This is a genomic window from Serratia sp. N21D137 (genome assembly GCF_047530005.1).
GTDB lineage: Bacteria > Pseudomonadota > Gammaproteobacteria > Enterobacterales > Enterobacteriaceae > Chania > Chania fonticola_B.
Genome location: NZ_JBLJAJ010000039.1, coordinates 1 through 13,356 on the forward strand (window position 1 = coordinate 1; position 13,356 = coordinate 13,356).

The window sequence follows — 13,356 nt, forward strand, 5'->3', positions numbered from 1 at the left end:
TAAGCCAAGAGGCCATCCGCAAGGATGGCCTTTTTGCTATGGGTCGGAAATGGAAATACCCCTCACCCCCACCCTCTCCCAGAGTACCAGCCGAGAACAACTGAACCCCCGTGTGAGGGAGAGGGAGTCGTCTGGCGTCGTGGATGAGCTCGTACTGCTTCGGAAAGCGGGGAGAGGTTGGGTTTGCCCGTACCGCTTCAGGACGTTGGAAGTAAGCAGAAAGATGAAGTATTACACAGAGAGATCCGCGAGCTCGATCGGTTCCCTCTCCCTGTGGGAGAGGGTTAGGGTGAGGGGTAATACTCGATCTGCAAATTAACCTGCCAGAAGACCCAGCAGGCTAACTCTTTAAAGCAGGACCGAGTCAACCTCAGCCCAAATGAACGCCTTAGTGTGCACTTCCCTGCGAAATCCCCAGCCCGGTTTGTGAACGTACAAACTGGGCGCGGAATTTCACGCGCTCTTGCTGCCCAACCAAAGAATTGTCGGTCACAGAGAAGAACCAGGTGCCGATAAACGCGACGAGCATAGAGAACAGCGCAGGATATTCGTAAGGATAAATCGGTTTGGCATGGCCGAGGATCTGTACCCAGATAGTTGGGCCCAGGATCATCAGGATCACTGCGGTTAACAGACCAAGCCATCCGCCGATCATTGCTCCCCGTGTGGTCAGGCGTGACCAGTACATGGAAAGAATGATGATTGGGAAGTTACAGCTGGCCGCAATGGAGAATGCCAGCCCCACCATAAAGGCAATGTTCTGCTTCTCAAACAGGATCCCCAGCGCAATAGCCACCACCCCGAGCAACACCACGGTGATTTTGGAAACTTTCAGCTCATCACGCTCGGTTGCTCTGCCATTTTTGATGACGCAGGCATAGAGATCGTGAGAAACCGCAGAAGCCCCTGCCAAGGTTAGCCCGGCAACCACCGCCAGGATCGTGGCAAATGCTACCGCAGAGATAAAGCCAAGGAAGAAGTTCCCTCCCACCGCGTTAGCCAAATGCACCGCTGCCATGTTGTTACCGCCCAGCAATGCGCCACTGGCATCCTTGAAGGCCGGGTTGGCACTGACCAGCAGGATCGCCCCGAAACCGATAATAAAGGTCAGGATATAGAAATAACCGATAAATCCGGTGGCATAGAACACGCTCTTACGCGCTTCTTTGGCATCGCTAACGGTGAAGAAACGCATCAGGATATGTGGCAAACCGGCGGTACCGAACATCAATGCCAGACCCAGGGAGAGGGCGGAAATAGGGTCGGAGACCAGTCCACCCGGGCTCATGATGGCAAGCCCTTTCGGATGCACCTTTACGGCTTCGGCAAACAGGGTATTGAAGTCAAAGTTGACGGATTTCATCACCATCAGCGCCATAAAGCTGGCACCGGCCAACAGCAGCACGGCCTTGATGATTTGCACCCAGGTGGTCGCCAGCATGCCACCGAACAGGACATACAGCACCATCAATATGCCGACCAAGATAACGGCGACGTGGTAATTGAGGCCGAATAACAGCTGGATCAATTTACCCGCGCCCACCATCTGGGCGATCAGGTACAGCGCCACCACCACCAGGGAACCACAGGCCGATAGTGAGCGGATCGGCTTCTGTTGCAGGCGGTAAGAGGCCACGTCGGCGAAGGTATATCGGCCAAGGTTGCGCAGCCGCTCGGCAATCAGGAACAAAATGATTGGCCAGCCAATCAGGAAGCCGATGGAATAAATCAGCCCATCATAGCCGGAGGTATAAACCAGCGCGGAGATACCGAGGAACGATGCCGCAGACATAAAGTCGCCGGCGATAGCCAGACCGTTTTGCAACCCGGTGATGCGCCCGCCAGCGGTATAGTAATCCTGACGAGAGCGGGTACGTTTGGAAGCCCAGTAGGTGATGTAAAGAGTGGCACCGACGAACAGCAGGAACATGATGATGGCCTGGATGTTCAGCGGTTGGCGCTGTACTGCACCACCAATGGCATCGGCATGGCTTAGGCCTGGCAGGGCCAACAGTGCGGTAGCTGAAAGTAGGCGCTTCATTGCTTCACCTCGCGCAGGATTTCAGCATTCAGGCGATCGAATTCACCGTTGGCACGATAAACATAGATCCCGGTTAACACGAAAGAAATCACGATCAATCCCACGCCAACCGGGATCCCACGGGTAATGGTTAATCCGGGACCGAGTGGAGTCCCCAACCACTGAGGATCGAAGGCGATCAGCAAGATAAAGCCGACGTACAGCGCGAGTGTGATCAGTGACAGGAGCCAGGCGAAACGGCTGCGCTTTTGCACCAGCTCCTGAAAGCGCGGGTTTTCTTCAATCCTTTGATTAATATCTTCATTCATCCGAGTTTCTCCAATAGGTATTGAACAAGTTCGCCACGCGATACCCTTCCAGCTGGCAAATTGGCGCTCTGCGGGCCGCCTTGACCCATCCCAGCCAAATGTCTGGGATCGGCTTTACTGCAGTTGAAAGCTTTCAGGTATACAGGCCGTTCAGCTGCGTATGGCAGATGAACGGCCGGAGGCAGCGCGGATTAGGATGGAACTTTCATTGATTGTTTCTCTTCCAACAGTTTTTCGACTACAGCCGGATCCGCCAGCGTTGAGGTATCCCCCAGGTTGCTGGTATCACCGGCGGCAATTTTGCGCAGAATACGCCGCATAATTTTGCCAGACCGCGTTTTTGGTAAAGAGTCGGTCCAATGGAGAATGTCAGGCGTGGCTATTGGCCCGATTTCCTTACGTACCCAGTTACGTACTTCGGCATACAGTTCCGGCGTTGGCTCTTCCCCATGATTCAGGGTGATATAGGCATAAATCGCCTGGCCCTTGATGTTATGCGGAATACCCACCACCGCGGCCTCGGCAATTTTGGGGTGGGATACCAATGCGGATTCAATTTCGGCGGTGCCTAGACGGTGGCCGGAAACGTTCAGCACGTCATCGACACGGCCGGTGATCCAGTAATAACCATCTTCGTCACGGCGTGCGCCGTCACCGCTGAAGTACATACCTTTAAAGGTAGAGAAGTAGGTTTGCTCGAAGCGGTCATGGTCACCGTACAGGGTCCGCGCCTGACCCGGCCAAGAATCGGTGATCACCAGGTTGCCTTCACAGGCGCCTTCCTGCGGGGTGCCCATATTGTCGACCAATGCAGGTTGCACGCCAAAGAATGGGCGAGTGGCGGAGCCAGCCTTCAGCTCGGTAGCACCTGGTAGCGGGGTGATCATGAAGCCACCGGTTTCGGTCTGCCACCAGGTATCAACGATCGGGCATTTGGCGTTACCAATCTTGTTGTAATACCACTCCCAGGCCTCTGGGTTGATCGGCTCACCCACGGAACCCATAATGCGCAGCGAATCGCGTTTGGTGCCTTCGATTGCTTTATCGCCTTCGGCCATTAGGGCTCGAATTGCCGTTGGTGCGGTATACAGGATATTGACCTGATGCTTATCCACTACCTGCGACAGACGGTTTACGCCTGGGTAGTTCGGCACGCCTTCAAACATCAGCGTAATGGCACCGCAGGCCAATGGGCCATATAACAGGTAGCTATGGCCGGTAACCCAGCCCACGTCGGCGGTGCACCAATAGACGTCGCCATCATGGTAATCAAAGACGTATTTGAAGGTCAGTGCGGCGTAAACCAGATAGCCCCCAGTGGTATGCACCACGCCTTTCGGTTTGCCGGTTGAGCCTGAGGTATAGAGGATAAACAGCGGATCTTCCGCGTTCATCTCTTCCGGTGGGCAGTCGGCAGATACGCCTTCAGTCAGCTCATGCCACCAGAGATCGCGCCCTTCTTGCCAGTACCCCGGCTTGCCGGTGCGTTGGAAAACCACCACGTTGTTGACGCTTTTCACCCCTGGGTTCTTCAGCGCATCATCGACGTTCTTTTTCAGCGGTACCGCGCGGCCAGCACGCAGCCCTTCATCAGCAGTGATCACCAGTTTGGAGTTGGAGTCGATAATACGGCCCGCTACGGCCTCTGGGGAAAAGCCCCCAAAGATCACCGAGTGCACGGCGCCAATGCGCGCACAGGCCAGCATGGCGACGGCGGCTTCAGGCACCATTGGCATATAGATGGCCACCACATCGCCTTTTTTCACCCCGAGCTTTTTCAGCACGTTGGCGAACTGGCAGACATCGTGATGCAGCTGTTTGTAAGTCACTTTGGCTGATTGGGTAGGATCGTCACCTTCCCAGATGATGGCGGTTTGGTCGCCGCGTTCGGCCAAGTGGCGGTCCAGACAGTTTGCTGACAGGTTAAGGGTACCGTCTTCAAACCAGCGGATGCTGATATGGCCAGGATCGAAAGAGGTGTTCTTCACTGAGGTATAGGGCTTGATCCAATCAAGGATCTTGCCCTGCTCGCCCCAGAATGCCGCTGGGTCTTGTACAGATTGTTGATAATACTGCTGGTATTGCTCCGGATTGATCAGGGCACGATCTGCAATTGCAGAAGGAATGGCGTGTTTGTGCAGTTGGCTCATGGTTTTTCTCCTTAGAATTGTTAATGATATGTCAACTGATGGTTAAGTATAGTTTGCCATGACGGTTTGTTTCTTTTTTGGGCGGCAGATCACGCAACGAAGATGTTGATTTGTAATAGTTACTGTCGTAATTGTGTTGTGTAACTGTTTGGTTGACGGTGAAAAGACGGGAATGGGCGTATTTCTGTTAAAAAAGTTTTTAGATAACTAAAAATATAGCGCGAGATATCGGCTTGATGGTGCCGGAAACAATAAGGCCAAGGTTATATTTTACAGCAGATCTGATCTTATTAATGGCTGCTATAAATACTAAGCGCCATTGTTAGCAGCAACCTATCGGAGGCTTATTTTATCTGTCTTTATTATGTCTGTTTTCTTGAAAATACAAATAAGATGTTTGGTGAATGATTTTGCGATCATTTATTAGTTGTGTGAATCATATTGAGAGTTATCTTGGTCTGTTAAAGGGGGCATGTGAGGACTTTATTTTCTTTTACAAAACATTTTGTTAACAATATATAAACATAATTTCAGACTAAATATGCAAATGCAATGACAAATCACGCACTTTTATTTGGATTAAAAATCGTCCTATCCAATGGGCTGTTGTTCTGTTCAAGCTAAAATTATGTTTTTTAGAACAAGTAATTATGTTGCGATTCGTTTTTTGTTTGTTGGTTTTTTGCTGGTGAAACGGACAAAATCGAGATGAAACAAGGCTTGCAGAAGCCCGCCTTCAGATGGTACAGATTTATACTGCGTTACACCAAGGGCAGTTGGCGTAGAGGTTCACAAACATAAGCCTGTAATAAATGATTAAGTATTCCTTCCGGAGCCTAGGTGTGTTTAACACGTTGGTACGGAGTCTTTGAGGACTTTTTGGGTATGAAAAATGTAAAAATCAGCCTGGCCTGGCAAATCCTGATCGCGTTGGTATTGGGTATTATCTTGGGCGCAGTGCTGCATAATCAAACGGAATCGCGTGACTGGATGGTCAGTAATATATTGAGCCCCGCCGGTGATATCTTTATTCGTTTGATCAAGATGATCGTGGTGCCTATTGTTATTTCCACGCTGATCGTCGGTATTGCCGGTATTGGTGATACCAAAAAGCTGGGCCGTATTGGATTGAAAACCATTATCTATTTTGAAGTGATCACCACCATCGCCATCATCGTGGGTGTGACATTGGCTAATGTTTTTCAACCCGGGCACGGCATCGACATGTCGGCGCTGACCGCGGTCGATATCTCACAGTATGAAAAAACGACGGAACAGGTGCAAAGCGGCTCACATAGCCTGGTGGCCACCATCCTTTCGTTAATTCCTTCTAACGTGTTCTCGTCGATGGTCAAAGGCGACATGCTGCCGATCATCTTCTTCTCGGTGCTATTTGGCCTGGGCTTGTCTTCCTTGCCGAAGGAGACCAAAGAGCCGTTGCTGAAGGTGTTCAAAGCGGTGGCCGAGAGCATGTTCAAGGTGACACACATGATCATGCGTTACGCCCCTATTGGGGTGTTTGGTCTGATCTCGGTCACGGTAGCCAACTTCGGTTTCGCTTCGCTCTTGCCGTTGGCCAAGCTGGTAGTGCTGGTTTATTTCGCCATCGCCTTTTTTGGTTTGGTGGTTCTGGGTGCCGTTGCACGGCTGTGTAACCTGCGTATCTGGACGCTGATCCGCATCTTGAAAGAAGAGCTGATCCTGGCTTACTCAACGGCCAGTTCGGAAACCGTGTTGCCGCGTATTATCGAAAAGATGGAGGCCTACGGCGCGCCAAAATCCATCACCAGCTTTGTGGTGCCTACCGGCTACTCTTTCAATCTGGACGGTTCTACGTTGTACCAGAGTATTGCCGCCATCTTTATTGCACAGCTGTACGGTATTGAGCTGTCGCTGGGGCAAGAGATCATTCTGGTGCTGACGCTGATGGTGACCTCAAAAGGGATTGCCGGTGTGCCGGGTGTCTCCTTTGTGGTGCTGTTGGCGACCTTGGGCAGCGTAGGTATTCCGCTGGAAGGTTTGGCGTTTATCGCCGGCGTTGACCGTATCCTCGATATGGCGCGTACGGCTCTGAACGTGGTGGGCAATGCGCTGGCGGTGTTGGTGATTGCCAAATGGGAACATCAGTTCGACCGTAAAAAGTCGCTGGCCTACGAACAGGAGTTCCTGGCCAGTAAAGTGACCCCTGCCAATCAGGCTTAAGTAACTCCCTCTTTTTCTCTCAAAACCCGCCGTTGGCGGGTTTTTTATTGAATGATGGCCAAATTGTTCCAATATAGCGCTCTCTGTAAGGTCTGCTCAGGATGAGATTTACCCAATGAAAAGATATGCGCTGTTGCTGGTGTTGTTATCCCCCTATGTTCAAGGGCAGACGCTGGATGCCAACGATCCGCTACGGCGTGTCATTCTGGATCAGATGCGTGCCAATGTCAGCTATCCCACTGATATCCAGTTTGTGGTTAAACAACTGAGCGTTTCCGGCTCGCAGGCGTATTTCTGTGCCACTGCCAAAACCAATGATGGCAGCGGTAGCGCCAAAATTAACGGCAAGACGGTGGTCTACGATCGAGAATTGCAGCAGTCAGCGGAAGGCTTCTGGACGACGGTGAGCAATTTTGACTCTTATGTCGACTCACCAGCGCAGGCCCAATGCCATAGTACTCTTCAAGATGAACCCGCTGCGAGCGGGTGCCAAAACGTCGGTCTTTATGATGCCGAGCGTAAGCCGTTGCTTGATGCGGTCCGGCGCAGTTATCAAGGGGCTATTACCCAACCCAGATTTGTGGTTTCTCACCTGTGCACAACTGGCAAGATGGCGTATTTCTGCGGGCGGCTGGAAGGGGAAGAGAGCCAGGATCGGCAAGGGATGAATTACTACGATGCCATTATGGCCAAAGATGGCAAGGCAGAGTGGCAGGCGCTGATGGTTGAAAGCAAGACCGTGGAGAAGTGTAACTTCAGTGGGCCCGCCGCGGCGATCACCGAACAAAAGTTGCTGGAAGCGGTGAATCAGCCACTCGTTCAGGAGATCGATGATGGCATCAAGGTTGAGATGCTCACTCAGTTCCAGCTATTCCAACAGGCGGTCAAGACGGCGGATATGGCCTATTTAAAGGCGCATATTGTCTTCCCGCTTGAGAACGTCGCTGATACCTTTCTGGCAGGAACGCCTGATGAACATCAACAGAGCATTACCCCTGCACTGTTTGACCACTATGCGCAGCAAATCAGGGATGGCTTGAAGGAAATACCGCTGCTGGGTGTCAATCTCGCTAAAAAGCAGGTGACTGATTTCCGGGTGAACTCATTAACCCCTTTGGAGCAAGCCAGAAAATACTTCCCAGCCGAGGAGGACGGGCAGTTCTATTACAATGATGGGACTAAGAAAGTGTTGGTTGAAGGCACCTGCGATTCGGTCGGATCGGGGGATTTTGAGGGTGGAACGCTCGCTGTATTTATCGGCACTGGCTCAAACCTGATGATCCCTGGGCTGTCAGAGGTTTGTGAAGGGGGAATGCGTGTGGAGTTTACTCTACAGCAAGGGACGTTGATGCTGACCAGAATTGATTTTGTCGGTTAAGCCGCTTACAAACCTTAACCGGCTCACAGCGGGGCGCTGCATGCTGCGCCCGCCTATCTAATCAATCTCTCACTGGCGCTGCATGAACTTACGCAGCGCTATCATGCCGGTCATCAAGATGGCACCTGGCAACCAAACCCACAGTAATTCCGACATGATCACCGCATGCCCAGCAGGAGTCAGGTATTTCTCGAGGCTAAACGGCGCTACGCGGATCACCTGCCAAGGCGCAAAGAAACGCTCATCACTCCATGGCCATAGCCAGCCGACGCCTTTGCCCCCGGTGGTCACCGAATCCAGCAAACTGTGGGATAACAGCGAGATAAACAGGAATAACCAGGTCTTGACGGGGTTAACCTTGAACCAGCGGTAGAACAGCAGTGCCAAGCTAGGCATCAGGAACGCAAACAGCAGTGAATGCGTGAAACCGCGATGGCCAAACTGATTGCCGTAAGCCACGCCGAATTTAAACGCTAATACGTCGGCATCCGGCAGCATAGACAGTATCACGCCCGCGAGCAGCAAGCGGGGCGGTATGATTTTCTGGCCCAACCCTAAACCAAGACATAACGGCACTGCGGCGTGGGTAACGATCGTCGGCATAACTCTCTTCCATGATGAGGGGCAACACTGTGCTTATTATGGCATAGCCATATCGGGCCGATCGCCACTTCGCTGCACCATCGAAATAATGATGCTGAATAACTCTTCCTTTGCCTGGGCTGCCGTAATCGCTCCACAGCTGGTGGCGTAGGACAACCCTTCCGCAGAGCCGAGCATACCCCATAGTGCGGCGTCCTGAAGCTGGTTATCGCAGCAGAAGGGGGCAAAGAGTTGGCGGCATTTCTCGATGAACACCACGGCGTAATCATTCCTGATTTTCTCAAGCTCGGGCGTACCGGCTAGTGCAGCCATGACGCTAGGCATTTCACGGCCTTGCAGCAGCACGCACTCAATGTAGGAAGTGGCAATCACCGAGGCTAAGGCCTCCAGCTCCGGTTGGGTATTTTGGATGGCTTCATCCATCCGCGCGGTTTGACGATAATCAAATTCTTGATATAGCGCGGCAAACAGGCCCGAACGGTTGGTGAAATGGTCATACACGACCGGCTTGGTGACGCCCGAGCGTTCTGCCAGATGGCCGAGCGTCAGCGCTTCGGTGCCTTCTTCATGAATGATTTCCCATGCGGTTGCCAGCAACTGCTGATAACGCTCTTCTCTCGATAGCCGAACTCGCGAATGTGGTTTGGAGACCATAGCCATGTTTACCCGTTGACAGCGTTATATACTAAAGGTAACTTACCGGCGGTAACTTACTGTTGGTATATAGAGTACGTTTTATACCTCGCCCTGACAATAGGAGCCCCCCCCAATGCACGCACTCATCGTTGTTTCCCATCCTCTCGATATGTCATTAACCCATGGCGTTGCAGCCGCCATTGCCGAAGGGATAGTGGCCGCCGATCCTGCCAATACGTTTGAAATTGCCGATCTCACTCAGGAAGGTTTCGATCCGGTGTACGGTGCTGCTGATATCGCCGCATTTTTAAAAACGGCCACCGTTCCCGCGGATATTCTGGCCGAACAGAAGCGTATCGATAGCGCGGATGCCCTGGTTCTGGTGTTCCCAATCTACTGGTGGAGTATGCCTGCCTTACTGAAGGGCTGGGTAGACTGCGTATTTTCCAATGGCTGGGCTTATGAAGAGACAGCAGATGGGGCGGTGGTCAAGAAATTGGGGCATTTACCGGTGCATTTGGTTGCTCTTGGGGCGGCAAGCAAGGATGTTTATGACCGTCACGGCTTTACCGATGCCTTTAACGCACAGATAATGCACGGTATTTTTGATTATTGTGGCGCTTCGGTTAAGACATCTGAAATGCTACTGCTGCCAGAACTGGGGGAGCCAAAGGCTTACCTCGATGCAGCGTGTCAGATCGGGCGCACTGTTTTTCAACCCGCTTACGCCGAGTAGTCCGCTGAGGAGGGAGCGCAATAAAGCTTCAAAAAATCAGTTGCGAGCGCCCCTCACCTTAGGTCGTATTATCCCGTTACTTTCCCCCACTAAAGACTCTCGATCAAATCCCCCAACGTTATCATCAGCATCATCGGATCGAGGGGGGAAGGTTCAAATCCCACTCGTAGATAGAATTCTCTGGCTTCAACGGATAACGCATGCACCAGCATCCCGCGAATGCCAATGGTTTCCGCAACCTGGATAACCCGTAATCCGGCATTACGCACTAATGCACGCCCAACCCCCTGCCCATGCAACGCTTGATCCACCGCTAGCCGTCCCAATTCCACCATCGGTATAGGGTCGGGCATATTGCGGCGAAAACGGCCAGGGGCTGCATTAGTCATTACGGCGCTGGATGCCAGAGAGTAATAGGCCATTATTTTCATGTCATCACAGCAAACGAAAGTACGAGACGAATCCGTTAGCTGGCTTTTTATTGCCCTCTGCTTCAGCCAATTATCCATGCTTTCCACGCCACAGCAAAAAGCTGTTCTGACGTGCTCGGCACGGAGAGGTTGAGGAGCGGAGATCACTTTTTTTGATCCCACGGTGCAACAGAACGCATGGTCTTGCGTAATGCCTCACTCGGTGTATCCAGCCCAATGGTAATATTGTGAGCTTGCAGAGGCACCGTTGCTAATAACATATTTTTACCAGCCGTAAACGAACCGGTTGGCGTGACCCAACTGGCGAAACAACTGATGGAAGAAGTCAAAGCTTCGTGTTTAAAGCTTCTCTCTGATGAGAATTGATTCTACGGAAGTTTGTTCCTCGGTGCTGGCTATCCAAGAAGATGCGACCTAGTTTGATCGCACCTTTCTTAACCAGACAGAGCCTTTATAGCGGGAAACGTAATATGGCGTTAAGATCGGTACCGGAAGGTAAATTGTCGCTGCGTACTGCTAAAACTCTTGCTCCGGTAGCCATCGCTCTTTTGGCAATCTCATCAATTAAATCGTAGGCGTCATCCTCATCGTTGTCACTGAAAGTGATTAATCCTTGCTCATCAATGATGCCTTTCAGCTTGCAGTCGAGGTTAATCAGTAGCAAATCAATGGCGCCGAACGTGGCTGCTCTTGCCGCATCTGAAAGATCCTGAGTGACCCGGCGTTCTCCTAAGCGAGTTTCAAAGCGCGAGGCTAACGCGTTTAATTGCTCCTGATAATAGTTATCCATTAATGGCCGCACCAACGTTACTAATTCAGAAGTACCAAGGTGCTCAGCATTTTTGAAAAGCGTTTCCTCTGCCAGGTTAGCCAATGAGTTTGTTGAACGGTAGATCGAGGCCAGCGGCTCGGTACTGACAAGGATAAGCGGAGAATCATGTCTGGCAAACAGTGGACGTAATGCCTGGTCAATTTTGCGAGTATATTGCGCCAGTCGCACTTTGTGATGTGTCGCGCCATGGTGGTGGTCATTCAATGCTGCATCCCCCATGGCATCCTTCATGGTGGTGGGCATCTCTGGCACTGTCATCTCTTCTGCGGGAGCATCAGCAAAAAATTCTATCAGGCGTGTCTGGTTTTCAGAGAGTGCAAGGATGTAGGCCGAATGTGGGAAGGTTAACGCACGTAATAATGGTTTAAGGTAGAAACGTTTGCCCACTTCAAGTCGATTGGATAGCTCATTGGCCAGCCGGTAAGTTCGGATACTGTCTGGTGTTGCAAGCACCGCCAGGCTGCGTGCATGCAGGTCCCAAAATGACTCATCTTCCAACACTGAACGAAGCTGTTCTTCCAACAAGGCAACACGGCGTTTATCCAGGCCGCTGTCTGCAACCTGCAGCAACGCCTCCTTGATGAAGTTACCAAGTTGAATTTTACTGGCCTCTAAGTGTTGGCGTAGAGGTGAGGTTTCAAGATAAATCGAGATACAAGCATCCGCATGAATATCAGCTAAATAGGCATATTCTTCACGGCTAGGGATATCAACATAAAGCATGTGCACCTCGCAAAATGACAAGATTATTTAGGTGGTACGGCTTCTTTGGGGTCTTTCCGCTAACATCTGTGGTGAGAGCCTTAAGCAGACAAACAGCCCGTACCTTAACAATAGTTGCTTCCTTGATGACCGGGAGGCAATCAGGTGTTTTTTTATGCTGTTTTAATGAGGTACCCGTAACCCGGATCGCCTGATGTCATTCCTGTCACTTCTCAGAAAAGCGGTTGGTATGAACGAGCAAAAGCATGTTGCCGTCGTCTGCGAGCTTATAGGACTTGTATTACGTTTGGCTGCACGGATTTTTTGCGTCAGTGGAGCCATAGACAGGCCTACTGATAGTGAAAGAGGGGCACTATTAGCGAATCAGACTTTACTTTTGATTGTAGTCGCACAAGGGCTTGATGCTGAGTAAAGCTAGTGGGGGCTGGTTGGATGAGAGTATTAGGCAATCGTTGAGTCAGGCTGGAAAGCAAAAAACCCGCCATAGGCGGGTTCTTCTAAATAGTGGTGCCCGGACTCGGAATCGAACCAAGGACACGGGGATTTTCAATCCCCTGCTCTACCGACTGAGCTATCCGGGCAACGGGGCGCATTAAACCGTATTGGCCGTGCGGCGTCAACGGATTTGTGTCGAAAAACGTGAAAACAGCGCCGATTGCTGGCTTTTCAGGCAAAGGCCGCGTAATTCTGCCTCTGTTGCCACCAGGTCACTGCATATCACGCTTTAGCTTAACGCACCGAACTGACGGCATTGGGCAATATGCAAGATATCTTCGGCCAGCCGTTTGGCGACGGCCACATCCTGCAACTGGCGTTTTATCAACAATTTACTCAGGCAGCCTTCCTGCACCAGTTCCATTTGCTGCGCTACCGAATCGGCGTCGTCGGCATCCATCTCACGTAACAGATCGCGGGTGAAGTCCAGCGAGGTGATCTTCTGCTGTTCGGCCAGTTGATGGATCGGGTGGTCGCTCTCTGGGAAGAAGCTACAGGCGGCAATAAACAGGCAGCCAGGGTAACGTTCATTCTGCACGTGTTCTGCCAGCACGTCGTAACGCGCCAGCAGCTTTTGCTGCGGGCTCAGCGTCTCATCAAGCTGCAACTGGCGGCGCCAGGTATCAATCTGCTGGCCGTGGTAGCGCAGGCAGTCATACAGCAGTGCCTCACGGTCCGGCCAGAACGGTTTGAAATCGCTGTATGGCACACCCAGTTTTTCTGCCAGCATTTCCAAGGTGGTGGTCGCCAGGCCCTGTTTTTCCAACAGCTCCAGGGCTGTATTTAAAACCTGTTCACGTTGCACTAGTGCTCCCTCCAAA

At 51.6% G+C, this 13,356-nt stretch carries 12 protein-coding genes and 1 tRNA gene; 4 read left to right on the forward strand and 9 right to left on the reverse strand.

What is annotated here, in order from left to right:
* Positions 1-388: 388 nt before the first annotated feature.
* From actP to acs, 3 genes are all read right to left on the reverse strand, one after another.
* The gene (gene actP / locus ACMV5H_RS22445) at positions 389-2,041 is read right to left on the reverse strand and encodes a cation/acetate symporter ActP (RefSeq protein WP_179254036.1); all 1,653 of its coding nucleotides are present in this window, start codon (positions 2,039-2,041) and stop codon (positions 389-391) included.
* The gene (locus ACMV5H_RS22450; protein WP_115159434.1) at positions 2,038-2,349 is read right to left on the reverse strand and encodes a DUF485 domain-containing protein; all 312 of its coding nucleotides are present in this window, start codon (positions 2,347-2,349) and stop codon (positions 2,038-2,040) included. Before ACMV5H_RS22450 ends, actP begins: the two co-directional genes overlap by 4 nt.
* A gap of 191 nt (positions 2,350-2,540) precedes the next feature.
* The gene (gene acs / locus ACMV5H_RS22455; protein WP_059199489.1) at positions 2,541-4,499 is read right to left on the reverse strand and encodes an acetate--CoA ligase; all 1,959 of its coding nucleotides are present in this window, start codon (positions 4,497-4,499) and stop codon (positions 2,541-2,543) included.
* Positions 4,500-5,384: 885 nt separating this feature from the next.
* Here acs and gltP point away from each other — a divergent pair.
* Positions 5,385-6,701: a glutamate/aspartate:proton symporter GltP gene (gene gltP / locus ACMV5H_RS22460; protein ID WP_021808073.1), complete on the forward strand. Its 1,317-nt coding sequence runs from the start codon at positions 5,385-5,387 to the stop codon at positions 6,699-6,701.
* Between the two features lie 115 nt (positions 6,702-6,816).
* A complete protein-coding gene (locus ACMV5H_RS22465) occupies positions 6,817-8,079 on the forward strand; it encodes a hypothetical protein (RefSeq protein ID WP_209524048.1) in 1,263 nt (420 codons plus the stop codon).
* 69 nt (positions 8,080-8,148) lie between these two features.
* On the opposite strand, the gene ACMV5H_RS22470 is transcribed toward ACMV5H_RS22465, so the two are convergent.
* Both ACMV5H_RS22470 and ACMV5H_RS22475 read right to left on the reverse strand, forming a co-directional pair.
* Positions 8,149-8,682, reverse strand: a complete 534-nt coding sequence (locus ACMV5H_RS22470) for a metal-dependent hydrolase (protein ID WP_094982065.1) — start codon at positions 8,680-8,682, stop codon at positions 8,149-8,151.
* Positions 8,683-8,718: 36 nt separating this feature from the next.
* Positions 8,719-9,342: a TetR/AcrR family transcriptional regulator gene (locus ACMV5H_RS22475; protein WP_223500684.1), complete on the reverse strand. Its 624-nt coding sequence runs from the start codon at positions 9,340-9,342 to the stop codon at positions 8,719-8,721.
* 109 nt (positions 9,343-9,451) lie between these two features.
* Between ACMV5H_RS22475 and ACMV5H_RS22480 the strand changes: the two genes are divergently transcribed.
* The gene (locus ACMV5H_RS22480; RefSeq protein WP_414822498.1) at positions 9,452-10,054 is read left to right on the forward strand and encodes an NAD(P)H-dependent oxidoreductase; all 603 of its coding nucleotides are present in this window, start codon (positions 9,452-9,454) and stop codon (positions 10,052-10,054) included.
* 89 nt (positions 10,055-10,143) lie between these two features.
* Here ACMV5H_RS22480 and ACMV5H_RS22485 read toward each other — a convergent pair whose 3' ends face one another.
* Together ACMV5H_RS22485 and ACMV5H_RS22490 are read right to left on the reverse strand one after the other, a co-directional pair.
* Positions 10,144-10,632, reverse strand: a complete 489-nt coding sequence (locus tag ACMV5H_RS22485; RefSeq protein WP_115159438.1) for a GNAT family N-acetyltransferase — start codon at positions 10,630-10,632, stop codon at positions 10,144-10,146.
* Between the two features lie 304 nt (positions 10,633-10,936).
* Complete coding sequence (locus tag ACMV5H_RS22490) at positions 10,937-12,040, reverse strand: hypothetical protein (RefSeq protein ID WP_115159439.1); 1,104 nt, start codon at positions 12,038-12,040, stop codon at positions 10,937-10,939.
* A 193-nt stretch (positions 12,041-12,233) separates the two neighbouring features.
* On the opposite strand from ACMV5H_RS22490, the gene ACMV5H_RS22495 reads away from it, so the two are divergent.
* Positions 12,234-12,452, forward strand: a complete 219-nt coding sequence (locus ACMV5H_RS22495) for a hypothetical protein (RefSeq protein WP_115159440.1) — start codon at positions 12,234-12,236, stop codon at positions 12,450-12,452.
* A 93-nt stretch (positions 12,453-12,545) separates the two neighbouring features.
* Here the strand turns inward: ACMV5H_RS22495 and ACMV5H_RS22500 are convergent.
* Both ACMV5H_RS22500 and ACMV5H_RS22505 read right to left on the reverse strand, forming a co-directional pair.
* Positions 12,546-12,621, reverse strand: a tRNA-Phe gene (locus ACMV5H_RS22500).
* 143 nt (positions 12,622-12,764) lie between these two features.
* Positions 12,765-13,340 (reverse strand): transcriptional regulator, encoded by a 576-nt coding sequence (locus tag ACMV5H_RS22505; protein ID WP_021807590.1) that lies wholly within the window; start codon positions 13,338-13,340, stop codon positions 12,765-12,767.
* Positions 13,341-13,356: the final 16 nt, after the last annotated feature.